At 43.9% G+C, this 24,662-nt stretch carries 17 protein-coding genes; 16 read left to right on the forward strand and 1 reads right to left on the reverse strand.

Features of this window, described 5'->3' with window-relative positions:
- Positions 1-134: 134 nt before the first annotated feature.
- Positions 135-2,234: a GH92 family glycosyl hydrolase gene (locus A0765_RS09090; RefSeq protein ID WP_062006211.1), complete on the reverse strand. Its 2,100-nt coding sequence runs from the start codon at positions 2,232-2,234 to the stop codon at positions 135-137.
- Positions 2,235-2,403: 169 nt separating this feature from the next.
- On the opposite strand from A0765_RS09090, the gene A0765_RS09095 reads away from it, so the two are divergent.
- The 16 genes from A0765_RS09095 to A0765_RS09170 all read left to right on the forward strand — a co-directional run bounded on the left by A0765_RS09095 (position 2,404) and on the right by A0765_RS09170 (position 24,640).
- Complete coding sequence (locus tag A0765_RS09095) at positions 2,404-3,693, forward strand: glycoside hydrolase family 125 protein (RefSeq protein ID WP_062006213.1); 1,290 nt, start codon at positions 2,404-2,406, stop codon at positions 3,691-3,693.
- A 23-nt stretch (positions 3,694-3,716) separates the two neighbouring features.
- Positions 3,717-6,356: an alpha-mannosidase gene (locus A0765_RS09100; protein ID WP_062006215.1), complete on the forward strand. Its 2,640-nt coding sequence runs from the start codon at positions 3,717-3,719 to the stop codon at positions 6,354-6,356.
- 94 nt (positions 6,357-6,450) lie between these two features.
- Positions 6,451-7,329 carry an ROK family protein gene (locus tag A0765_RS09105; protein ID WP_062006217.1) on the forward strand — a complete coding sequence of 293 codons (879 nt, stop codon included), beginning with the start codon at positions 6,451-6,453 and terminating at the stop codon, positions 7,327-7,329.
- Positions 7,314-9,197, forward strand: a complete 1,884-nt coding sequence (locus A0765_RS09110) for a beta-N-acetylhexosaminidase (protein WP_062006219.1) — start codon at positions 7,314-7,316, stop codon at positions 9,195-9,197. The genes A0765_RS09105 and A0765_RS09110 overlap by 16 nt, the downstream gene beginning before the upstream one ends.
- Before the next feature lie 167 nt (positions 9,198-9,364).
- Positions 9,365-10,285 (forward strand): ABC transporter permease, encoded by a 921-nt coding sequence (locus tag A0765_RS09115; protein WP_045500458.1) that lies wholly within the window; start codon positions 9,365-9,367, stop codon positions 10,283-10,285.
- A gap of 12 nt (positions 10,286-10,297) precedes the next feature.
- Positions 10,298-11,230 (forward strand): carbohydrate ABC transporter permease, encoded by a 933-nt coding sequence (locus A0765_RS09120; RefSeq protein ID WP_048766413.1) that lies wholly within the window; start codon positions 10,298-10,300, stop codon positions 11,228-11,230.
- A gap of 90 nt (positions 11,231-11,320) precedes the next feature.
- Positions 11,321-12,802: an ABC transporter substrate-binding protein gene (locus tag A0765_RS09125; protein WP_005591629.1), complete on the forward strand. Its 1,482-nt coding sequence runs from the start codon at positions 11,321-11,323 to the stop codon at positions 12,800-12,802.
- 135 nt (positions 12,803-12,937) lie between these two features.
- A complete protein-coding gene (locus tag A0765_RS09130; protein WP_062006222.1) occupies positions 12,938-13,558 on the forward strand; it encodes a DUF624 domain-containing protein in 621 nt (206 codons plus the stop codon).
- Positions 13,555-15,198, forward strand: coding sequence for a sensor histidine kinase (locus A0765_RS09135; protein ID WP_062006224.1), 1,644 nt, complete (start codon positions 13,555-13,557; stop codon positions 15,196-15,198). The genes A0765_RS09130 and A0765_RS09135 overlap by 4 nt, the downstream gene beginning before the upstream one ends.
- Before the next feature lie 7 nt (positions 15,199-15,205).
- Positions 15,206-16,489, forward strand: coding sequence for a response regulator transcription factor (locus tag A0765_RS09140; protein WP_062006237.1), 1,284 nt, complete (start codon positions 15,206-15,208; stop codon positions 16,487-16,489).
- Between the two features lie 157 nt (positions 16,490-16,646).
- Positions 16,647-17,777: an ABC transporter ATP-binding protein gene (locus A0765_RS09145; protein ID WP_062006226.1), complete on the forward strand. Its 1,131-nt coding sequence runs from the start codon at positions 16,647-16,649 to the stop codon at positions 17,775-17,777.
- A 175-nt stretch (positions 17,778-17,952) separates the two neighbouring features.
- Positions 17,953-19,335: a 6-phospho-beta-glucosidase GmuD gene (gmuD, locus tag A0765_RS09150; protein WP_062006228.1), complete on the forward strand. Its 1,383-nt coding sequence runs from the start codon at positions 17,953-17,955 to the stop codon at positions 19,333-19,335.
- Positions 19,336-19,732: 397 nt separating this feature from the next.
- Positions 19,733-21,400: a ribonuclease J gene (locus A0765_RS09155; RefSeq protein WP_062006230.1), complete on the forward strand. Its 1,668-nt coding sequence runs from the start codon at positions 19,733-19,735 to the stop codon at positions 21,398-21,400.
- Positions 21,401-21,559: 159 nt separating this feature from the next.
- Entirely contained in the window at positions 21,560-22,339 is a 780-nt protein-coding gene (locus A0765_RS09160; protein WP_062006231.1) for an alpha/beta hydrolase, read from the forward strand.
- Between the two features lie 110 nt (positions 22,340-22,449).
- Entirely contained in the window at positions 22,450-23,907 is a 1,458-nt protein-coding gene (gene gltX / locus A0765_RS09165; protein ID WP_062006233.1) for a glutamate--tRNA ligase, read from the forward strand.
- Between the two features lie 97 nt (positions 23,908-24,004).
- Positions 24,005-24,640, forward strand: coding sequence for a DUF6287 domain-containing protein (locus A0765_RS09170; RefSeq protein ID WP_062006235.1), 636 nt, complete (start codon positions 24,005-24,007; stop codon positions 24,638-24,640).
- The last annotated feature ends 22 nt before the right edge of the window (positions 24,641-24,662 follow it).

Below are 24,662 nucleotides of genomic sequence, written 5' to 3' on the forward strand. Positions count from 1 at the left end.
CTCCGCACAGTTGAGTAGGGTTGTAAAAGCTGATGAAATCAGCGTAGTAGAGCCCACTCAACCACTGCGTCTTGCTCGATAATCCAAAGACAATTGAGAGGCTAGGACTTTTGTCCCAGCCTCTTTTGCTGTTTTTATGATTGTGTAGAAGATGAATTTGGCAACCAAGATAGGTAGAAATCCAGCCTGTCAGAAGTCAGTAAGTCCTCATGGGAAATTCGCTGCTGGCTTTGTCCGTCTAATTCTGCCTTTTTCACAAACTGGAAGTGGGGGTAGTTATCATGGGCGTATATATCAAGCCATTTTTGACTTTGTGGCAGATAGAGGCGCAGATGGTCAAAGAGAGGAATGCCTAAGTCATAGTGAGGCTTGCCGGGGCAAGTCGGATAGAGGCCCAAGACGCTCCAGATATACCAAGCAGAAAGACTGCCATTGTCTTCGTCACCAGGAAAAGCCTGCCAACCAGCCTGAAAAGCCTCTTCTCTCAAGCTTTTGATTAGGAGACTGGTGTATTCTGGTCTGCCACTATAGCGGAAAAGATAAGGAATATGGAAACTAGGCTGATTGGAAATGGCTAGCTGGCCAAAGTGGGCATTCGCCATCTCGCTCATTTCGTGAATTTCGTAGCCGTAGCCTGTGACATCAAAATAGGGCTGGTCCTGGCAGAGCCTAGTTAGGTAATCGGTAAAGGCTGGCTCACCGCCCATGAGCTCTTTCAAGCCTTCGATATCATGAAAGACGCTGAGCGTATTTTGAATAGCAGAGCATTCGGCATAGTCTAGGCCCCAACTGTAAGGAGAAAAGTGGGCTCGAAATTGCCCTTGTCGGTTTTTGGCCCGCATATAGCTCGTTTCTGAATCGAAAAGGTTTTGGTAATGAAGCGCCTGCTGGCTATATCGCTGGGCCACTTGCTTCTCTTGGAGTTTGCTGGCTAGGCTGGCAATGCAAAAGTCACTGTAGCTATAGTTCAGCGTGTGGCTGACGCTTTCATGATAATCTGTTGGCAGATAGCCCAAGGCTTGGTAGTCGCTAGCCCCGTGTCGGCCGTAACGTTTGGAAGGATCTTCTTTCTCGGCTGTGTCCAGCATGGCTTGGAACAATTCCTGTTCTAGGTCAGGAATGAGATCTTTCGCAGCGGCATCCGCAATAACGCCGTCAATCAGGGTTCCTGGCATCATGCCTCGTTCATCAGGAGCTAGCCACTTGGGTAGATAGCCAGTTTCTTTGTAGAAATTCAGAAATCCTTCTAGAAAGTCATGATAGGTGTCGGGTGCGATAAGAGCTAGCAGCGGAAAATTGGTACGAAAACCATCCCAAAATCCAATATTAGTATAGAATTTGCCAGACTGGACAGTCTGATGGCTAAAGTCCCAATGAATTTCTTTTCCTTCAGGAGTGATTTCATAAAAGGTCTGAGGAAAGAGGAAAAGGCGGTAAAGAGTCTGGTCAAACATGCGTCGGTCAACTTTCCCCTGCTCCACAACATCAAATCGGTGGAGGTAGCTTTCCCAGGCTTGCTTGGTCTGCTCTTTTACCGAATCAAAGTCAGCTTGGGGCAGATTCGTCATGGCTTGCTCTTCCGAGATAAAGGAAGTGGCTAGGGCGAATTGCAGCTGTCCCTGCTCAAAGTCTAGCACCAAGTCCTCTCCAAGGGTATGACTGGCCTGAATGGGCTGGTCAAAGCGCAGGCAGACATACATGGTCAGAGCTTGCTTGGCTGGATTGGTTTCTTCTTTCAAACTGCCTAGAAGCGTGTAGGCGTCTAGCATACGGAAATGGATCTGAGCCTCGCTGTGCAGGATAAGACTGATAGGCTGGGCCCCTTGGCTTGTGAGGCGGAAGCAGGCTCCATAAGTAGTCGGAGTCAGTTCCGTGCTGACTTGATAACGGTTAGAGTGAATTTTTAAATAATGTGGCTGAAAAATGCTCTCGTCTGGTCGATAGGACGACTGGCGGTGATAGATATCAGAGTTGCTGATCTTTTCGGTGACAGGCGTGAGCAGAAGCCAAGAGAAATCACCGATCCAAGGACTGGGCTGGTGGGTCAGACGAATGCCTTGGAAGATGGGTAAGTCTGGTTTAAAGAACCAAGAGCCATCTGTATGGCTGCTCTGAGGAACGAAATAATTCATGCCGAATGGTGCCCCTGCATAGGGCAGGGTATTGCCGTGGGAAAAGCTATGAGAATTGTCCGTTCCATAGCGAGTATCAATCGTTTCTAGTATTGTTTTCATGGAAAAACTCCTTCGATCCAGCTTGCTTTGTCTTGATTATAACATGAATCAGGAAGCAGCGGACAAGGCAAAAATATATGATCGAAAGGCCTTTAGTTTGTGTATATATTTTAAAAACTGTTTAGCCTATACTAGAGAATGTAAACGAGTATGAAAAAGGAGAAGGAATATGGTTTATTCTAAAGAAATTGTTGGGAAATGGTTGGAGTCTATCGCCCAGTTAGCTCAGGATCATCCGACTTGGGTCTCTGTTTTTGAGCGTTGCTATACGGATACCTTGGACAACACGGTCGAAATTTTAGAAGATGGGTCTACTTTTGTCTTGACAGGCGATATTCCAGCTATGTGGCTACGGGATTCGACTGCTCAGCTCAAGCCCTACCTCTTTGTAGCCAAGCAAGATCCAAAAATTCGTCAAACGATTGCTGGCTTGGTCAAACGCCAGATGACGCTGATTCTCAAAGATCCTTATGCCAATGCCTTTAATATCGCTGACAACTGGAAAGGTCACCATGAAACAGACCACACAGACTTGTCTGGTTGGATTTGGGAACGCAAGTACGAAGTGGATTCTCTCTGCTATCCTCTGCAGCTGGCTTATCTCTTGTGGAAAGAGACTGGGGAAACGAGTCATCTAGACGCTACCTTTGTTGCTGGTGTTAAAGAAATTCTACGAGTTTGGACGATCGAGCAGGACCACAGCCAGTCTTCTTATCGCTTTGTCCGTGATACGGATCGCAAGGAAGATACCTTGGTTAATGATGGCAAAGGCCCTGATTTTGCAGTGACAGGCATGACTTGGTCGGCCTTCCGTCCAAGTGATGATGCTTGTATCTACAGCTATCTAGTACCGTCGAATATGTTTGCAACGGTTGTCTTGGGCTATGTGGCAGAAATCTTTGAAAAATTGAATTTAGAGGGTGCTGAGGAGATCGTTCCGCATGCGCAGCGCCTGCTAAAGGAAATCAAGGAAGGAATTGAAAACTACGCCTATACTCAAAATTCCAAGGGTGAAAAGATTTACGCTTTTGAGGTAGACGGTTTGGGGAATGCCAGCATTATGGACGATCCGAATGTGCCAAGTCTTTTAGCAGCACCATATCTAGGCTTTTGCTCAATTGACGACGAAGTCTACCAAGCGACACGCCGCACCATTCTAAGCCCAGAAAATCCTTACTATTACGAGGGTAAATATGCTGCAGGTCTTGGTAGCTCGCACACCTTCTACCGCTATATCTGGCCGATTGCTCTAGCAATCCAAGGGTTGACCACGCACGATAAGGAAGAAAAACGTCGAATTCTGGACTTGCTCGTGGCCTGTGATGGTGGCACAGGTGTCATGCACGAAAGCTTCCATGTGGACGACCCAACCAAGTATTCTCGTGAATGGTTCAGCTGGGCCAACATGATGTTCTGCGAACTGGTATTAGATTATTATGATTTAAAAATTGAGGTATAGAATTAACAAATAGAGGAACAAAAATGGAAAATATTACTGTACATATCATTTCTCATAGCCACTGGGATCGCGAATGGTATCTCCCCTTTGAATCCCACCGCATGCAGCTGGTCGAGCTTTTTGACAACCTTTTTGATCTTTTTGAAAATGATCCAGATTTCAAGAGTTTTCACCTAGACGGGCAAACCATTGTCTTGGATGATTATCTGGAAATCCGTCCGGAAAATCGTGAAAAGCTGCAGCGCTACATTGACGAAGGTAAGCTGAAGATCGGGCCTTTCTATATCTTGCAGGATGATTATTTGATTTCCAGCGAAGCCAATGTCCGCAATACCTTGATTGGTCAACAGGAGTGCAAGAAATGGGGCAAGTCCACTCAGATTGGTTATTTCCCTGATACTTTTGGAAATATGGGACAAGCGCCTCAGCTTTTGCAGCAATCAGGCATTCACATAGCTGCTTTCGGCCGAGGGGTTAAGCCAATCGGCTTTGATAACCAAGTCTTAGAGGACGAGCAATTCACTTCTCAGTACTCTGAAATGTACTGGCAAGGTGCCGATGGCAGTAAAGTTCTAGGTATCCTCTTTGCCAACTGGTACAGCAATGGAAATGAAATCCCAGTCGATCCAGAAGAAGCGAAAGTTTTCTGGGAGCAAAAACTGGCTGATGTGAAGAGCTATGCCTCTACCAATCAATGGCTGATGATGAACGGCTGTGATCACCAGCCAGTTCAGCGTGATCTTAGCGAAGCCATCCGAGTGGCCAATGAGCTTTATCCAGAAATCAACTTTGTCCACAGTTCTTTTGATGACTATATGCAAGCTGTGGAAGCGGCTCTGCCTGAGGAACTGTCAACAGTTCAAGGCGAATTGACTAGCCAAGAAACGGACGGTTGGTACACTTTGGCCAATACTTCTTCGGCTCGCATCTATCTGAAGCAGGCTTTCCAAGAAAACAGTAACTTGCTAGAGCAGGTGGTTGAGCCACTGACTGTTATTACAGGCGGTCACAATCACAAAGATCAGCTGACTTATGCTTGGAAGACCCTTTTGCAAAACGCTCCACATGATAGTATTTGCGGCTGCAGTGTCGACGAAGTTCACCGCGAAATGGAGACCCGCTTCGCCCAGGTCAATCAAGTGGGCGAATTTGTCAAAGGCAACCTGCTGGAAGAATGGAAGCAAAAATTAGATAGCCGCCAAGCTGAGAGTGACCTGCTCTTCACCGTTATCAATACTGGACTCCATGACAAGGTAGATACCATTTCTGTGGATGTGACCTTTGCGACCTGCGATTTCAAGGAGGCGCATCCGACAGAGGCCTATCGAAGAATGGCAGAATTGACGATTCCAGACTTGATTGTGAAGGATTTGGATGGTCGTTATGTTGAAGCCAAAATCGAAGATTTGGGAGCTAATTTCCAATATAACCTTCCAAAAGATCGCTTCCGTCAGGCCTATATTGCTCGTCAGTTGCGAGTGACGTTGCCGATTCATCTGTCACCTCTGGCTTGGAAAACTTTCCAATTGCTTCCTGGTGCAAAAGAAGAGCATGAAGGCCTCTACCGCAATGGTGTAATTGACACTCCATTTGTGACTATCAGCTTTGATGAAAATTTGACCGTCTATGATAAGACGACGCATGAAGCCTATGAAGACTTCCTCCGCTTTGAAGATCGGGGCGATATTGGAAATGAGTATATCTACTTCCAGCCAAAAAATACAGAGCCAATCTATGCCAAACTGGATGGCGTTAAGGTGTTGGAAAACAATGCCCGCTATGCCAAGGTGGAATTAAGCCATGAATTGACCTTGCCAGTAAGTGCAGATGAACTGTTGGATCAAGAACAAAAGGGCATCGTTGAGTTTATGAAGCGCTCAGCAGGCCGCTCGTCGGAATTAACAACTATGATCTTGACAACTGAGTTGACGGTCTTTGCGGACAGCCCGCAATTGCGCTTTAAGACTCGCTTTACCAATACCGCTAAGGATCACCGCATCCGCCTTCTTTTCAGAACTCACAACAGCAGTAAAACCAACGATTCAGACAGCATTTACGAAGTGGTTCGCCGCAACAATAAACCAGCTGCCTCATGGGAAAATCCAGAAAATCCACAGCACCAACAAGCCTTCGTCAGTCTTTATGATGACCAAAAAGCAGTCACAGTTGCTAATAAAGGTCTAAATGAATACGAGATTTTAGGTGATGACACGATTGCAGTAACCATTCTGCGAGCAACAGGTGAGCTGGGCGATTGGGGCTACTTCCCAACGCCAGAAGCGCAGTGCTTGCGCGACTTCCAAGTCGAGTACACGGTGGAATGCCACCAACCGCAAGAGCGATTTGCCGCTTACCGTCGGGCCAAAGCCTTCCAAACACCGTTGACAGCTCTACAAATTTCCAAACAAGAAGGAAGTATTGCAACGGCTGGACAGGCCTTGGATCATCCAGCTCTCAGCCTGCCTGAAATCTGTCCGACGGCCCTGAAAGTGGCTGAAGATGAGTCAGGTATCGTACTTCGTTACTACAATATGACTCAAGAAGAGCAAGAAGTGACAACTGCTTCCCAAACCCTAGTCAACCTTTTGGAAGAAGTGCTTCCAGAAAAGGATGGAATCTTAGGACCACAGGAAATTCGCACAGAGCTCTTGAAAAAAGATTAAAAAGAGGAGGCTAGGGCAATGGACTAAATACTTAAAAATTTAGTTCCTTGCCCTATTGCCTTTCAAGTTCTAGAAAACAGAGAAAGGAGAAAGAATGCTTATTGCAACAATTGACATAGGTGGTACAGGTATCAAGTTTGCGGCTATGTCTAAAGAAGGAGAGATACTGGAAAAGCAAGACATTGCTACGCCAGACAATTTAGATGCCTTGCTAGCTTGGCTGGATTCTTGTCTTTCCAAGCGGGATTACCAGGGCATTGCCATGAGTGTGCCTGGGGCGGTTGACCGAGAGACAGGAGTCATTGGTGGGATTAGTGCTGTTCCTTATATTCACGGTTTTTCTTGGTATGATAAGCTGGCTTCTTATGGTTTGCCAGTCCATCTAGAAAATGATGCCAACTGTGTTGGTTTGAGTGAACTTCTGGCCCATCCAGAGCTGGAAAATGCAGCCTGCGTGGTTATCGGTACTGGGATTGGCGGAGCTATGATTATCAATGGCAAGCTTCATCGTGGTCGTCACAGTTTGGGTGGGGAGTTTGGCTATATGACAACCCTAGCGCCTGCTGAAAAACTCAATAACTGGTCGCAACTAGCCTCAACTGGCAACATGGTAGCTTACGTGGTCGAGAAATCAGGGCAGGCAGACTGGGATGGTCGCAAGATTTACCAAGAAGCTGCGGCAGGAAATGCCCTTTGCCAAGAAGCCATCGAGCGGATGAACCGCAATCTTGCACAAGGTTTGCTCAATATCCAGTATCTCATAGATCCAGATGTGATTAGTTTGGGCGGATCCATCAGCCAAAATCCAGACTTCATCCAAGGTGTCCGCTCAGCGATTGCTTATTATGTCGAACGCTATGAAGAGTATTCGGTGGCGCCAGAAATTTTAGCGTGTACCTATAAAGGGGAGGCTAATCTTTATGGTGCTTTAGTTAACTGGTTACAGGAGGAAGGCCAATGGCCACATTCTTAGGATTATCAAGCAAGCAAGAAAAGGCTCTTGCTCGCTTAGAAAAATATTTGAACTTGGGCGAGATTGAAGTCAGTCTTGTTCCTAGCTCAGCCGTCTCAATCAAGGTGGAAGGCCATCAGGGACGTTATCAACTCAGCTATCATAAGCCTCATCAGCTCTATCGTGCTTTAGCCCTCTTATCTGCCGCTCTCAAAGCAGGGCAGGATGAGGTGGAGATTGAGGAAAGAGCGGCCTATGAGGACTTGGCCTATATGGCCGACTGCTCTCGCAACGCCGTCTTGAATCTGACTTCGGCTAAGAAAATGATTGAAGTCTTGGCCTTGATGGGGTATTCCACTTTTGAACTTTACATGGAAGATACCTATGAGATAGAAGACCAGCCCTATTTTGGCTATTTCAGAGGCCGGTATACTGTTGCAGAATTGCAAGAGATTGAGGCTTATGCCGCAGATTTCGATATGGCCTTCGTGCCTTGCATTCAGACCTTGGCGCACCTATCAGCTTTTGTCAAATGGGGTGTCAAGGAAGTGCAGGAACTTCGAGATGTAGAGGATATCTTACTGATCGGGGAAGAAAAGGTCTACAACCTCATAGAAGGCATGTTTAAGACAATGTCCCAGCTTCGCACACGTAAGATAAATATCGGCATGGACGAAGCCCACTTGGTCGGTCTCGGACGCTATTTGATTCATCATGGCTTCCAAAACCGCAGTCTCCTCATGTGCCAACATCTTGAGCGCGTGCTGGATATCGCTGATAAGTACGGTTTCCACTGTCAGATGTGGAGCGATATGTTTTTCAAACTCATGTCAGCAGATGGCCAGTATGACCGTGATGTGGAAATCCCAGAGGAAACTCGAGTTTATCTGGATCAACTCAAAGAACGTGTGACCTTGGTTTACTGGGATTACTATCAGGATAGCGAGGAAAAATACAACCGTAACTTCCAAAATCATCACAAAATCAGTCATGACATTGCCTTTGCTGGCGGTGCTTGGAAGTGGATTGGCTTTACACCGCACAATCATTTCAGTCGCTTGGTAGCTCTCGAAGCCAATAAGGCTTGCCGGAAGAATCATGTCAAGGAAGTGATTGTGACTGGCTGGGGAGATAATGGAGGAGAAACCTCACAATTCTCAATCCTTCCTGCCCTGCAGATTTGGGCAGAACTAGCCTACCGAAATGATTTAGATAAATTAGCCGAGCATTTCTTGATTAGCACAGGCCTTGATGTTGATGATTTTATGAAAGTAGACTTGGCCAATCTATTGCCAGGCTTACCAGAAAACCTCAGCGGTATCAATCCAAATCGCTACATCCTTTATCAGGATATTCTCTGTCCTTTGCTGGAACGCCATATCCGACCTGAAGAAGACAAGCAGCATTTTGAAGCTGCCGCTCAGTCCTTGCAAGAAGTCAGCCGCAAAGCTGGTGAATATAGCTATCTCTTTGAGACTCAGGCTCAGTTGAATGCGCTCTTGGCCTTGAAAATTGCCGTCACATCTGGCATTCAAGAAGCCTATCGTGCAGGAGACAAGGATCGCTTGGCAGAACTAGCTGAAAAAGACTTGCCTTTGCTCTATCAAAAAGTAGAAGACTTTGCCGAGCAATTCAGTCGCCAATGGCAGCTAGAAAATAAAATTTTCGGACTGGATACCATTGATATCCGCTTTGGAGGCTTGCTCAAGCGGATCAAACGGGCGCAGGAACGCCTACAGCAATACACGACTGGTCAGCTTGATTCTGTAGAAGAATTAGAGCAAGAAATCTTGCCTTTCAATGACTTTTATGGAGACAAGAACTTTGCAGCCACGACAGCTAACCAATGGCATACTATCGCTACAGCATCAACGATTTACACAACGTAATTATTTTGTTTGATCATAGTTTTCATGCCTCTGTTCTATTTTTTATCTGTATATTAGATAAATAATTTGTATAGTTTTTTCTATAATTAGGAGTTTAAATGAGAATAGAAAAAGGCATATAATAGAAACATGAAAACGATATCAAAACAATAGAAAGGGAGATTTGAATGAATAAGGTTATCAAAACACTGAAAGAAAACTTTATTTTCTTGCTCATGGTCTTACCAGGAGTTGTTTGGTTTGTTTTGTTCTTCTATATACCAGTTTTAGGAAACGTCGTTGCATTTAAGAATTTTAAACTAAGTGGTGAAGGATTCATCCATAGCCTTATGAGCAGTGAATGGGTGGGATTCAATAACTTCAAGTTCTTATTTAATTCCAAGGATGCCTATACGATTACACGAAATACCATTCTTTATAATGGTGGTTTCATCATTTTAGGATTGATTTTCTCTGTCGGAATTGCCATTATCTTTAGCGAACTTCGTTCGAAAAAGATGGTAAAGATTTATCAGACAACCATGTTGTTTCCGTATTTCCTTTCTTGGGTTATCATTAGTTTCTTCGTAGATGCTTTCTTGAACCCTGGCAAGGGCTTGCTGAACAATTTATTGCACAATCCGAATATCAACTTTTACACAGTGGTCTCCTTCTGGCCAGCCTTCATCCTTTTCATTGGTATCTGGAAGGGCTTAGGATACAGTAGTATTTTGTACTATGCAAGTATCATGGGAATTGATCCGACTTACTATGAGGCAGCAACGGTAGACGGTGCTACAAAATGGCAGCGCATCCGGAACATCACATTGCCATCTTTGGCTTCTCTTATCACAGTATTGACCATTCTAGCAGTCGGAAACATCTTCCGAGCGGACTTCGGCTTGTTCTATACTGTTCCGCATAATTCAGGATCACTCTTTAGCGTAACCAATGTCTTGGATACCTATGTCTATCGTGGATTGACCGGTACAGGTGATATCGGGATGGCTTCAGCTGCGGGTCTCTATCAATCAGTTGTGGGCTGTATCCTTGTTATCGTCAGCAATCTGATTGTCCGCAGAATTGATAAAGAATCTGCTCTCTTTTAGAAGGAGGAACTTATGAAATCCCCAAAAATTCAAAAAGAAAAAGTCGATAATGTGGGAATTCACTCCTTTAGCAAAAAAGCCGATTTTTTCTTTAACATCTTGATTGCCATCTTCTCGCTTTCCTGTGTGCTACCTTTCTTCTTTGTCATCATCATCTCGCTGACAGATGAAAGCAGTTTGGTTCATAATGGTTTTGCCTTTTGGCCGTCACAGTTTAGTCTAGCGGGCTATGAATTCTTATTTGGCTTGAAAGATCAGCTCTTGCAGTCACTCTTTGTGACAGTAGTGATTACGGTAGTAGGTACTAGTTTGAATGTTTTCTTCACAACAACTTATGCCTACGCTATCTCACGTCGCAGCTTTAAATTCAAACGCTTCTTTACCTTGTTTGCAATGGCAAGTATGCTCTTCCAAGCAGGGATGATTCCAACTTACATCGTTATGACCAACTTGCTTGGTTTAGGAGATACAGTGTGGGCTTTGATTTTGCCGCTACTGCTTAGTCCTTTCAATATCATTTTGATGAGAACCTTCTTCAAGAGAACGATCCCAGAAGCGATTATTGAATCCGCTAAGATTGATGGTGCCAGCGAGACTCGGATTTTCTTCCAAATCTGCTTGCCACTATCTCTTCCAGGTATCGCTACAATCACACTCTTCACTGCTCTTGCTTATTGGAACGATTGGTTTAACGCGCTGCTCTACATTCGCAGTGACAATTTAGTTCCTCTTCAATATTTGCTGATGAAGATTCAGCAAAATATGGACTACTTGTCTAAGAGTGCGGGAGCGAGTGCTCAGCTTGCAGGCTTGACAGGATCTCTCCCTAAAGAGTCTGGTCGTATGGCCATGGTCGTAATTGCAACCTTGCCAATCGCTTGCGTCTATCCATTCTTCCAGCGTTACTTTGTTAAGGGATTGACTATCGGAGGCGTCAAAGAATAAGCTGCCCCTTTAGTCTCAGAGTTTTTACTGGTAGCATTAAAAACTCACATTATTAAATTTGTATATAAAAAATTAAAAGGAGATTTTTCTATGAAAAATTGGAAAAAATATGCTCTAGCTTCTGCTAGCTTCTTGGCTTTCTCAGGCCTCCTAGCAGGCTGCGGTAGTCTTACTGGTAACAACCAAAAGTCATCTAAAACGGATGATGGTAAGACGGTTATCAAAATGTACCAAATCGGTGACAAACCAGATAATTTGGACAAATTGCTCGAAAATGCTAACAAGATTATCGGCAAAGAAATCGATGCTAAGTTGGATATCGAATACATCGGTTGGGGTGACTACGAACAAAAAATGAACGTTATCACTTCATCAGGTGAAAACTACGATATCGCCTTCGCTCAAAACTATGTCATCAATGCCCAAAAAGGTGCTTATGCTGACTTGACTGAGCTTTACAAAAAAGAAGGTAAAAAACTTTACGATTCTTTAGACCCAGCTTACATCAAAGGAAACACTGTCAACGGTAAAATCTATGCTGTTCCAGTTAATGCCAATGTAACTTCTTCACAAAACTTTGCCTTCAACGGACCACTTCTTGAAAAATATGGTATCAGCGATATTTCAAATATCCATTCTTACCAAGATTTGGAACCAGTTTTGAAAGCTGCTAAAGAAAAAGATCCAAAAGTTGTTCCTTTCGCTATCGGTAAGAACTTTATCCCATCTGACAACTTTGATTATCCTGTAACTAACGGACTTCCTTTCGTTATTGACTTGGAAGGCGATACAACTAAGATTGTAAACCGTTATGAAGTTCCTCGCTTCTTGGATAGCCTCAGAACCATCCATAAGTACTATCAAGCAGGCTATATTCCAAAAGATGTAGCAACTAGCGATACTGCTTATCAATTGTCTGAAGATTCTTGGTTCGTTCGCGAAGAAACAGTAGGACCTGCTGACTATGGTAACAGCTTGCTTTCTCGTGTAGCTAACCGTAAGATCGAAATCAGCCAACTGACTAAGAACTACAAGAAGAGCCAAACTACTCAAGTAGCGAACTTCGTTATCTCAAACAACTCTAAGAACAAAGAAAAATCCATGGAATTGTTGACTTTGCTTAACACAAATCCTGAATTGCTGAACGGCCTTGTATATGGTCCAGAAGGCGAAAACTGGGAAAAAGTTGAAGGTAAAGAAAACCGCGTTCGTACTTTGAAAGCCTACAATGGTAATACCCACATGTCTGGCTGGAACACAGGTAACAACTGGATTCTTTACATCAATGAAAACGTAACAGATCAACAAATCGAAGATTCTAAGAAGATTCTTGCAGAAGCACAAGAGTCACCTGCTCTTGGATTTAACTTCAATGTAGACCCAGTTAAAGCAGAAGTATCTAGCATTACAAATACAATGAAAGAATACGACACTGCTATCAACACTGGTACAGTTGATCCTGATGTTGAAATTCCTAAGATGATGGACAAACTGAAATCTGAAGGAGCATATGATAAAGTATTGAAAGAAATGCAAAAACAATACGACGAATTCCTTGCTTCTAAGAAATAAGCAACATGATGAATCCTCCTCGTCTCGTTTTGGGGAGGATTTTTCTTTTTTGGGGTGATAGGAATTTTTGTAAACGGTTAAAATGTGTTATAATTTTAGAATGTGTGGAAATTTGACCAGCAGAAAGGAAAAACGATGGGAAAATTAGTTGAGTGGATTTTTCAACGAGTTTATATGGCTATGCTTGCATCCGCAATTTTTTGGGTATTGGCTCTGTGTGGAGGTCTTGTTTTTGGACTTGCTCCAGCCGGTTGTGTGCTCATGACTTTGTTCCAGCAATATCGCTATGACTATAAAAAATATCACTGGAAGGAAGCGTGGGATCTATTTAAAGAAAATTTCCTTGCTACAAACAAAGTATTTTTCACTTTGCTTGTAGTGCAGGCTCTTTTATCTTATGGGATTTATCTCCTTATCCAGCTTCCTCACCAAACTATTTTCTACCTTTTATTGACGATAGCAAATCTGCTCTTTTTGCTTTTGGCACCAGCAGTATACGCAGTCTATCTGAAATTGCAGGTCTTTTTTGAGTTTTCTTATAAAAATAGCTTGAAATTATCTTTGATTGGCGTTTTTCTTAATATTTCAGCCATGCTGAAACTTTTATTAGGGACAATCCTGCTCTTGATTGCCAGCTACTTTATGCCGGCTTTGCTTTTCTTTGCTTTTATTGGGCTTTGGCACTTTTTTGTTAGTGATGTTTTAGACCCAATTTACCAAACCATTCAGGCTAAGTTGATAACAGAAAAACCATGAAGAAATTTTGGCTCCATTCGTTACTAAAAGTTTATGCTGTCATTATGGTGGCTATTGTGGGATGTTTGGGTCTCATTTTGTCTTATTCTGATTGGCACAGTCGTTATAAGGAAACTGAGCAGATTGCGCAGCAAGCAGTGACTCGATTGGCTGACGAGGTGGATTATTATAACCGCCGAGCGAATCAACTGGCTCAAAGTTTGGTTGAAAATCGAGTAAAATTGGACGGTGTTTATAACTACTTTATCATGAGCCCTTCTGAGTACGCTAGCTGGCGCTTATCGGCAGATGTACCTACTTATGTTCAAGTATCCCTCCACCAAAATATCAATGATATTTATGTTGAAAATGAATTTGTTACAGGCATTGACATTGCCTTAAATGATTACAAAACTGTTTTTGTCTCTACAAGGCAAGCGAGAGGTGGCAAACAGCTTCCTGCTGAGGAATTTAGACCTGCGCGCGATGCCTTTCCAATTGCGATTTATGATAAGACAGTCGATCAAGTCATCGGAACGATTTACATTCGAATTGATGGGGAAGTCTTCAACAAGGTTGTCGATAATACGCGGGGCGATGTTCCACTCGCTCTCAGTGTCATTTCGCCTTACAAAAAAGAAATTCTTGCATTTGGTGATATAAAAGGAATTGGCCAAAATGATTGGATCAAAAAAGAAACTATCTACAATTACACTGTCCAGACAGCAGTGCCTGCGCATTATGTGATAGAGAAGACGGTTTTTAGCACTGGTTTGATCATTTTTTCTGGTTTGATTTTAGTTGGAGTTTTATATGCTGCTTTGCAGAGGATTTTTCTCAATTACCAAAGGCAGGTTGTTGATATTGTGGATACGCTCCATCTCATCACAGATGGTGATAATCAGAAGCGTATTGCGACAGAGACCAAGGAGCAGGAGCTGCTTCTGATTGCGACAACGACCAATACTATGTTGGATAGTATGGATAAGAGTATTCGGGATATCTATCGCTTGGAGATCAGTCAAAAAGATGCTAATATGAGGGCTCTGCAGGCGCAAATTAATCCTCATTTTATGTACAACACCTTGGAATTTATCAGGATGTATGCGGTCATGCAGCATCAGGAAGAGTTGGCAGATATTATCTACGAATTTAGCAGTTTGCTGAGAAATAACATCTCAGATGAATCCAGAAGTAGTTTGAAAAATGAATTGGAATTCTGCCGGAAATATAGCTATCTTTGCATGGTTCGGCATCCTAAATCAGTGGCCTATGGTTTCAAAATTGAAGAAGGCTTAGAAGGGATGATGATTCCCAAGTTCAGTATTCAGCCGCTGATTGAAAATTACTTTGCCCATGGTATCGATTATCGCAGGCAGGACAATGTCATCAGTGTCAAGGCTCAAAAGATAGACGGCGCTGTAAAGCTGATGATCCAAGACAACGGTCGAGGCATCCCAGCTGAACGTCTAGCTGAGATTCAAGAGATACTAGCCAGCCGAGAGCTTATGGATGCCCAGAATCGAGAGCAGCGGACATCCATTGGTATTCGGAATATTCATGAACGCTTCTTGCTCTTTTTTGGTGACCGCTACAGTATCCAACTGAAATCTCAAACGGATCAGGGAGTAACCTACATTATAGAAATTAAGGATGAATAGAAAAACGATGTACAGAGTATTACTAGTCGATGATGAATACATGATCACAGAAGGCTTGAAAGTGCTGATTCCTTTTGAAAAGTGGAAGATGAAGGTCGTAGCTACGGCAAATGATGCAGAGACGGCCCTCGCCTATATTAAGGATAATCCTGTTGATTTGGTCATCACCGATGTCAATATGCCAGGGATGAATGGCTTACAGATGATTGAGCAGATGAAGAATTCCCTGCCCAATGCAGCTTTTATCATCCTTTCAGGTTATCAGGAATTCGAATATGTCAAAACGGCCCTCAATTTGCAGGTGGCAGATTATCTGGTGAAGCCAGTCGATAAGGTCGAACTGGCAGCAATCCTAGAAAAATTGGAAAAGGAATTTGACCGTTCTTCCAATAATCAACTAGAGCTGATTTTTAAAGAAGAGACAAGTGAAGATGAGATAGCTACCTATCTCAAATCCTTCGATAATGTCTGGCTGGGAGCAGCTTCTCAAGAAAAAGGGCTAGTTTCGGTTCCTTATAATATTTTGGGGCAGACAGGCTATTTGTTTTTATCTTCGCAAAAGGAAGAAGCGCTCTATCTGGAAGAATTCACAGCTCCCTATAAACGACAACTTCAGAATTTCAAGCTCAATCTAGAAAAAACTCTTTTTTATGGAACGGTTAGCTTGCAGGAAACCAATCCGCTTTTTAGCTACTATGAGCCCATGTATCGCGTGATTATCCAAGGAAACATTGGTCAGATTTTGGACGAATTGGACTTGCTTAAAGATATCGTGCTGCAAAATACGCCTGAAGTTTCAATTACCAAGCAGTTGTTCATTCAGTTTATCATGGATGTTTACCATCTGTTTCAGCATTTGAAACCAGACGATATGACAAGCATTATTAAAAAGATTGAAAGCACGAATACATTTGAAGATTTGTTGGATTATCTGAAGGCTCAGCTCTCAGATTTGTTCGCCCAGTATCGAATGAATGAGAATGTTGCTAACGTCTTGGAAGTGATTGGTCGTGATTATCAAAAAGATTTATCCCTAAAAGATATCAGCAAAGAACTCTATATCAATCCAGTTTATTTGGGCCAGCTGATCAAGCGTGAGACGAATTCTACTTTTGCAGAATTACTAAATAAGCAGCGCATCAAGGCTGCCCAGCAGCTTCTGCTCGCAAAAAATGACAGTATAGAAGATGTTTGTTATGCAGTTGGATATAGCAATGTTGGTTATTTCTATAAAGTCTTTCGGAAGTTATGTGGCAAATCTCCTAAGGCCTATCGAAAGCAAGTCGACTGATGAAAATCGCTGAGACGACTGCCTCTCCATTTCTTTTTTATCGAATGCTAAAAAAAGTAGAAAAAAAGATATAGAAGAGTCAGTGTGAGGGCCTGCTATTCGTGATATAATCAAGCAGAAAGAACTTACAATATGGTAAAGGAGTTAGGAGAAGCTTATGGTTGAGTTAAATCTGAAAAATATTTATAAAAAGTATCCAAATAGTGAGCACTATTCTGTTGAAGACTTTAATTTGGACATTAAGGATAAGGAATTTATCGTTTTCGTCGGTCCGTCAGGATGCGGTAAATCCACAACGCTGCGTATGATTGCGGGTCTTGAGGATATCACAGAAGGAACAGCGTCTATTGACGGCAAAGTTGTCAATGACGTGGCGCCGAAAGACCGCGATATCGCTATGGTCTTCCAGAACTATGCCCTCTATCCACACATGACAGTCTACGACAACATGGCTTTCGGGCTCAAACTTCGCAAGTACAGCAAGGAAGATATTGACAAGCGGGTGCAAGAAGCAGCTGAAATCCTTGGTTTGAAAGAATTCTTGGATCGCAAGCCAGCGGACTTGTCAGGTGGTCAACGTCAGCGTGTTGCTATGGGTCGCGCTATCGTGCGTGATGCAAAGGTTTTCCTAATGGACGAGCCTCTGTCAAACTTGGATGCGAAGCTGCGGGTGTCCATGCGTGCTGAGATTGCCAAAATCCACCGCCGTATCGGAGCGACCACTATCTACGTTACCCACGACCAGACAGAAGCGATGACGCTTGCAGACCGCATTGTGATCATGTCAGCAACCAAGAATCCTGCTGGAACTGGAACGATTGGTCGAGTAGAGCAGATCGGTAGTCCACAGGAAGTTTACAGAAATCCAGTCAACAAGTTTGTGGCGGGGTTCATTGGCAGCCCAGCGATGAACTTTATCACTGTGACACTTGAGGGGAATGAAATCGTTGCTTCTGGCTTGCGTTTGACTGTGCCAGAAGGAACACTGAAGGTGTTGCGTGAGAAGGGTTATGACGGCAAGAAGTTGATCTTTGGTATTCGTCCAGAAGACATTAATACAGAACCTGCTTTCTTAGAGACCTTCCCAGATTCTGTGGTTCATGCGACCATTTCTGTCTCTGAGCTTTTGGGTTCTGAGTCTCACCTTTACTGTCAAGTTGGTGACAGCGAGTTTATCGCGCGGGTAGATGCTCGTGACCACTTGGAGACAGGTGCTGGGATTGACCTTGGTTTCGACTTGAACAAGGCGCATTTCTTTGATTTCGAAACAGAGAAAACAGTTTATTAATCGATAAAAATAATGAAACGTAGACAGATTTGTCTGCGTTTTTTGAATGAACTTTTAGTCTTCCAAATCAAAAATGTCTTTAATCAGTGGAGAAATTTGAATAGACTGTTGCTTTCTTTTTGAAGAAGGTCTTTATATAATGAAATGTAAAGATAAATCGAGAGGTAAATAAAATATGATTCAATTTCCAAAAGGTTTCGTCTGGGGATCTTCTACATCGGGTCCGCAAACAGAAGGTCGGATTTCAGGAGATGGAAAGGGAGACAACCTTTGGGACTATTGGTTTAGCCAAGAAGCCCATCGTTTCTACAACGAAATTGGCCCTGCCAAGGCATCCACTTTTTATGAAAATTGGGAGCAAGATATCGACCTTTTAGTCGAAACAGGCCACACAGCCTTTCGGACCTCTATCCAATGGTCACGGATTTTTCCAGATGGTCGTGGTCCGGTCAATCAAGTCGGTGTTGACTTCTACCGCAAGGTCTTTGAAAGAATCAAGGCCAAAGGCATTCGCTTGATTGTCAATCTTTATCATTTTGACCTGCCCTTTGCCTTGCAGGAAGCGCAAGAAGGTTGGGAGAGCTTAGATACAGTCGATGCTTATGTAGACTATGCCCGTTTCTGCTTTGAAAGCTACGGTGACTTGGTGGATCAGTGGGTGACCTTTAACGAGCCTATCGTACCAGTTGAGTTTGGCTATTTCTACGATGGACATTATCCTAATAAAGTGGACGCTCGGGCTGCGGTTAAGGTAGCTTATCATACCCAGCTAGCTAGTTCTTTAGCAGTGAAAGCCTGTCATGAGGTTGGAGCAGACTACAAAATCGGCATTATCCTAAATCTGACACCTGCATATCCGCGCAGCCAGCATCCGGCGGACTTGAAGGCGGCTCGCATTGCCGAGCTTTTCCAAGCCAAGTCTTTCTTGGATCCATCTGTTTTGGGGCATTATCCAGCAGAGCTAGTTGATCTTTTGCGTGAGCATGATCTTTTACCAGCTACGACTGAGGAGCAGTTGCAAGCGATTCGGGAAAATACGGTCGACTTTTTGGGTGTCAATTACTATCAGCCTCTGCGGGTTGCAGCGCCCAAGTATTTGAAACATCCAGAGTCGCCGCTTCTGCCAGATCATTTCTATGAGCCTTATGTTATGCTTGGCCGCAAGATTAATCCTCACCGCGGCTGGGAAATCTATGAACAAGGAATCTACGATATTGCACAAAACATCAAGGAAAACTATGGCAATATTGAATGGATGCTGACGGAAAATGGCATGGGAGTCGAGGGTGAAGAGAAATTCCGTGAAAATGGCATGATCCAGGACGATTACCGGATAGACTTTGTTAAAGGCCATCTGCGCCAGCTCCATCGTGCCATCCAGGACGGGGCCAACTGTACAGGTTACCTCATGTGGACTTTTATTGATTGTTGGTCTTGGCTCAATAGCTATAAGAACCGCTACGGATTGATTGAGCTCAATCTAGAAACCCAAGAACGGACTATCAAAAAATCAGGGAACTGGTTCAAAGAATTGAGTCAAAACAATGGCTTTGAGTAAGTCTGTTCGTCCATTCAACCTATATAAGATAGGGCGGCTTCCCAACTATTCTTCTGATCGATTTCAGGAGATCAGCTTAGGGTATCCTGCTCGGATAATAGAATTTAGTCTCAGACTAGGTTCTATTATTTTTTATCTTGCAAGCAGATCTGGCTCCTAAAAGCTGTCTTCTAAAATGAAACTGGGAGGGATGCCTTTCTCCGCCAACTATTCTGAGATTTCTAGCTTGCTCTATGAGTTTCCTTTGTTTTGAAAAAAGCGTGAAAAAATGCTATAATGACTAAGATGTGCAAACTTTGTTTGCAAAACTGTAATTCGACTTGGCTTGCCAAGGACCGTTAGTAATAAAATCAAGGAATCTTTGATAAAGGAGATTCTAAAATCGATAGGAGTAAAAATGAGTAAAAGCACGATTAAGCTGATTACTTTGGGCGGCGTCCGCGAGAATGGGAAAAATCTCTACGTCGCCGAAGTGGATGATTCCATTTTTGTATTGGATGCTGGGCTCAAGTACCCAGAAAATGAGCAGTTGGGAGTAGATGTAGTCATTCCCAACATGGATTATTTGTTTGAAAATAAAGACCGAATTGCGGGCGTCTTTCTGACTCACGGTCATGCGGATGCCATCGGTGCATTGCCCTATCTTTTGGCAGAAGCTAAGGTACCAGTCTTTGGTTCGGAATTGACGATTGAGCTAGCTAAGCTCTTTGTCAAAAACAATGACGCTGTTAAGAAATTCAATGATTTTCATGTTATCGATGAAAATACAGAAATTGAATTTGGCGAAACGGTTGTCTCTTTCTTCCGGACGACCCACTCGATTCCAGAGAGCTTGGGAATTGTTGTTAAGACGCGTGAAGGCAATATTGTTTATACGGGAGATTTCAAGTTTGACCAATCTGCCAGCGAATCCTATGCGACAGATTTTGGTCGTTTGGCTGAGATTGGCCGTGAGGGCGTTTTAGCTTTGCTAAGCGATTCAGCCAACGCTGATAGCACTGTGCAAGTAGCTAGTGAGAGCGAGGTTGGCCGTGAGATTACGGACACGATTTCGGATTGGGATGGGCGTGTCATCGTAGCAGCAGTTGCCAGCAACCTGTCTCGGATCCAGCAGGTCTTTGAAGCTGCGGCAGAAACAGGTCGTCGCGTCGTTTTGACAGGCTTTGATATTGAAAATATCGTCCGTACGGCTATCCGCCTCAAGAAATTATCCTTGGCAGATGAGCGCCTGTTGATCAAGCCTAAGGAAATGTCTAAGTTTGAGGACCACGAGCTGATTATCTTGGAGACGGGTCGGATGGGCGAGCCCATTAATGGTCTGCGCAAGATGTCCATCGGTCGTCACCGTTATGTAGAAATCAAGGATGGGGACTTGGTTTATATCGTTACAACGCCATCTATTGCTAAGGAAGCAGTCGTAGCGCGTGTGGAAAATATGATTTACCAAGCTGGTGGCGTGGTTAAGCTGATTACTCAAAACTTGCGTGTATCTGGCCATGCCAATGCGCGTGACTTGCAGCTCATGCTCAATTTATTGCAACCCAAGTATCTCTTCCCGATTCAGGGAGAATACCGTGGTCTGGACGCCCATGCTAAGGCAGCCATGGAAGTCGGGATTTTACCAGAAAATATCTTGATACCGAAGCGTGGTAGCATCATGTCCTACGAAAATGGCGACTTTGTGCCAGCTGGAGCAGTGTCAGCAGGCGATGTCATGATTGATGGAAATGCCATCGGTGATGTGGGCAATATCGTCTTGCGTGATCGTAAGGTTCTCTCTGAAGACGGTATCTTCATCGTGGCTCTCACGGTCAATCGTAAGGAGAAGAAAATCATTTCCAAAGCCAAGGTTCATACTCGCGGATTTGTCTATGTCAAGAAGAGCCGTGACATCCTGCGGGAGAGCACTGACCTGATCAATAAGACAGTGGAAGACTATCTGGCTCAGGATAACTTTGACTGGGGCGAGCTCAAGGGAACAGTCCGTGATAGTTTGGCTAAGTTCCTCTTCGAGCAAACCAAACGCCGGCCGGCTATTCTTCCGGTTGTCATGGAAGTTCGCTAGATTATTCGAGGGAGCAGCTTTCCCAGTATTTTGCAGAGAGAAAGTCGAATATCGGCTTTTTCTTATCTTTTGGCGGTCGCAGAACAGGCTTTGCTTTCAGAGTGTGGCTAGCGGTGACGCCTAGCTAAGAACAGTAGTTTTTACAAGAGGAGAAAAAAGATGGCAGTGATGCAGATAGAATATTATTCAGAAGTTTTGGAGATGGAGTGGGGAGTCAATGTCCTTTATCCAGATGCGTCGCGCGTGGACGAACCAGATGATACGGATATTCCTGTCTTGTATCTGCTTCATGGTATGAGTGGCAACCACAATAGTTGGCTCAAACGCTCAAATATTGAGCGCCTCGTTCGCTCGACTAACTTGATTGTTGTGATGCCAAATACCAACAATGGCTGGTACACTGATACCCAGTATGGCTATCATTACTATGAAGCTATCGCTGAGGAGCTGCCACGGGTGCTCAAACGTTTTTTCCCCAATATGTCTGATAAGCGGGAGAAAAACTTTATTGCTGGCTTGTCCATGGGTGGCTATGGCTCTTTTATGCTGGCGCTTAAGACTAATCGTTTTTCTTATGCAGCTAGTTTGTCTGGGGCACTCAGCTTTCACGATCGGCATCCAGATGATACTGACCTAGCCAAGCCGGCATACTGGCGTGGTATTTTTGGTAATTTGGAAGACTGGACCAGCAGCCCTTATTCACTGGAAACCTTGGCCAAGCAGTCGGATGGCAAAACTAAGTTTTGGGCTTGGTGCGGCGAGGAGGATTTCCTCTATGCGGCCAATAACTATGCCGTGGAAAATTTGAAAAAGCTAGGTCTGGATATTAGCTACAGCCACAGTCCTGGTAAGCACGAATGGTACTACTGGGAAAAGCAATTGGAGCGGGTCTTAGCTTGGCTGCCGATTGACTTTGTTCTCGAAGAAAGACTGTCTTAAAAAATCATACGATTCAGCAGATTCTGGGTCGAGAATGTGATATAATAATAACGTTTGAATACGAAAGCAGGGTGAGATATCCCTGCTATTCCCAAATAGGAGATCGAAAATTGACAAAAGATATTCGAGTGCGTTATGCACCAAGTCCAACTGGGCTTTTACACATCGGAAATGCGCGGACGGCGCTCTTTAACTATCTCTATGCTCGTCATCATGGTGGAACATTTATCATCCGTATCGAAGATACTGACCGCAAGCGCCATGTCGAAGATGGGGAGCGTTCACAGCTTGAAAACCTTCGTTGGTTGGGCATGGACTGGGATGAAAGTCCAGAAACTCATGAAAACTACCGCCAGTCAGAGCGTTTGGAATTGTATCAGAAATACATCGACCAACTGCTAGCTGAAGGCAAGGCCTACAAATCTTACGTTACAGAAGAAGAATTGGCTGCTGAGCGCGAGCGCCAAGAAGCAGCTGGCGAAACACCTCGCTACATCAATGAATACCTTGGCATGAGCGAAGATGAAAAAGCGGCTTACATCGCAGAACGCGAAGCAGCGGGTATCATTCCAACGGTTCGTCTGGCTGTCAATGAAGCTGGTATCTACAAGTGGACGGACATGGTCAAAGGCGATATTGAGTTTGAAGGTGGCAATATTGGTGGTGACTGGGTGATCCAAAAGAAAGACGGTTACCCAACTTACAACTTTGCCGTTGTCATCGATGACCACGACATGCAAATTTCCCATGTTATTCGTGGAGACGACCATATTGCCAATACACCAAAACAGCTTATGGTTTATGAAGCGCTTGGTTGGGAAGCGCCAGAGTTCGGTCACATGACTTTGATTATCAACTCTGAAACGGGTAAAAAATTGTCTAAACGCGATACCAACACTCTCCAGTTTATCGAAGACTACCGTAAAAAGGGCTACCTACCAGAAGCTGTCTTTAACTTTATCGCACTTCTTGGTTGGAATCCTGGTGGGGAAGACGAAATCTTCTCTCGTGAAGAACTCATCAAACTCTTCGATGAAAACCGCCTCAGCAAGTCTCCAGCTGCCTTTGACCAGAAAAAGATGGACTGGATGAGCAATGAGTACATCAAGAATGCGGATTTTGAGACAATCTTTGAAATGGCAAAACCATTCTTGGAAGAAGCAGGACGCTTGACCGACAAGGCTGAAAAAATGGTAGAACTCTACAAACCACAAATGAAATCAGTGGATGAAATCGTTCCATTGACAGACCTTTTCTTCTCAGATTTCCCAGAGTTGACGGAAGCTGAGAAAGAAGTGATGGCTGGTGAAACTGTTCCTGTGGTGTTAGAAGCTTTCAAAGCAAAACTGGAAGCAATGACAGATGAAGAATTTGTGACAGAAAACATCTTCCCACAAATCAAAGCAGTCCAAAAAGAAACAGGTATCAAGGGCAAGAACCTCTTCATGCCAATCCGTATCGCTGTTTCTGGTGAAATGCACGGTCCAGAGTTGCCAGATACCATTTATCTATTAGGCCGCGAAAAATCCATCCAGCATATCGACAATATGTTGAAAAAAATTCAATAAGATAAACCAGCTTTCGAGCTGGTTTTTACTTTCTAAAAAGCTGTATTTATGTTACAATAATGTTACAAGAACAGGAAAATATTGCGAGGTGCTAAAGATGAAAAAATGGATGGTTCTCTTGGCTGGAACTCTGGTGGTATCGTCTGTGTTAGTGGCCTGCGGTCAAAAGAAAGACCAGCCGACTTCGCCTTCTAGCAGTTCCAAAGTTAGCTCGACCAGCTCGGCTCCTTCCAAAAAGTCTGAGACGCGCAAAAGTTCGACAGAGTTGTCTACTGAAACAAGTAGTTCGGACACTTCTATCTCTAGCAGTCAGGAGCCTTCGGAGCTAGCAACTAAGGAGTCTTCTGCTAAGTCAGAAAGCAAGGTGGAAAAAGAGCCTGCCGCTACCTCTAGTTTAGATATGCAGGCCATTGCTTCTGGGGATTTTTCTAGCATGGCTGGTACTTGGCAGGATGCTAATGGCGTCACTTATACATTTGATGCCAAGGGACTTGTATCAGATGTTGCCAAGTTGGAGCTGGTTTACGCTGGTCTGGATGAAAATGGAATGTATCGTACAAATATTCGTTGGCATAATCTTACAGGTGCTGCCTTGTCTATTATTCCAGCAGGGAAAAAGCTGCCAGCAGGAGAGACTGTTAGCGGGCAGGATCCGACTGATAGCAGTCAAGACCGCTTCATCATTGCCCAAGGCATCTCAGAGCACCCAGACGTTTTTTACCGTGTAAAATGAGAGTGGGACAGAAATCGGTAAT

The organism is Streptococcus cristatus (genome assembly GCF_001588905.1).
Taxonomy (GTDB): Bacteria; Bacillota; Bacilli; order Lactobacillales; family Streptococcaceae; genus Streptococcus; species Streptococcus cristatus_N.

Coding starts and splice junctions, on each gene's coding strand:
- A0765_RS09090 (WP_062006211.1), bottom strand. CDS start 2,234: ATGAAAACAATACTAGAAACGATTGATACTCGCTATGGAACGGACAAT.
- A0765_RS09160 (WP_062006231.1), top strand. CDS start 21,560: ATGGCAGTGATGCAGATAGAATATTATTCAGAAGTTTTGGAGATGGAG.
- A0765_RS09145 (WP_062006226.1), top strand. CDS start 16,647: ATGGTTGAGTTAAATCTGAAAAATATTTATAAAAAGTATCCAAATAGT.
- gmuD (WP_062006228.1), top strand. CDS start 17,953: ATGATTCAATTTCCAAAAGGTTTCGTCTGGGGATCTTCTACATCGGGT.
- A0765_RS09105 (WP_062006217.1), top strand. CDS start 6,451: ATGCTTATTGCAACAATTGACATAGGTGGTACAGGTATCAAGTTTGCG.
- A0765_RS09140 (WP_062006237.1), top strand. CDS start 15,206: ATGTACAGAGTATTACTAGTCGATGATGAATACATGATCACAGAAGGC.
- A0765_RS09170 (WP_062006235.1), top strand. CDS start 24,005: ATGAAAAAATGGATGGTTCTCTTGGCTGGAACTCTGGTGGTATCGTCT.
- A0765_RS09120 (WP_048766413.1), top strand. CDS start 10,298: ATGAAATCCCCAAAAATTCAAAAAGAAAAAGTCGATAATGTGGGAATT.
- A0765_RS09135 (WP_062006224.1), top strand. CDS start 13,555: ATGAAGAAATTTTGGCTCCATTCGTTACTAAAAGTTTATGCTGTCATT.
- A0765_RS09125 (WP_005591629.1), top strand. CDS start 11,321: ATGAAAAATTGGAAAAAATATGCTCTAGCTTCTGCTAGCTTCTTGGCT.
- A0765_RS09110 (WP_062006219.1), top strand. CDS start 7,314: ATGGCCACATTCTTAGGATTATCAAGCAAGCAAGAAAAGGCTCTTGCT.
- A0765_RS09115 (WP_045500458.1), top strand. CDS start 9,365: ATGAATAAGGTTATCAAAACACTGAAAGAAAACTTTATTTTCTTGCTC.
- A0765_RS09095 (WP_062006213.1), top strand. CDS start 2,404: ATGGTTTATTCTAAAGAAATTGTTGGGAAATGGTTGGAGTCTATCGCC.
- A0765_RS09130 (WP_062006222.1), top strand. CDS start 12,938: ATGGGAAAATTAGTTGAGTGGATTTTTCAACGAGTTTATATGGCTATG.
- A0765_RS09155 (WP_062006230.1), top strand. CDS start 19,733: ATGAGTAAAAGCACGATTAAGCTGATTACTTTGGGCGGCGTCCGCGAG.
- A0765_RS09100 (WP_062006215.1), top strand. CDS start 3,717: ATGGAAAATATTACTGTACATATCATTTCTCATAGCCACTGGGATCGC.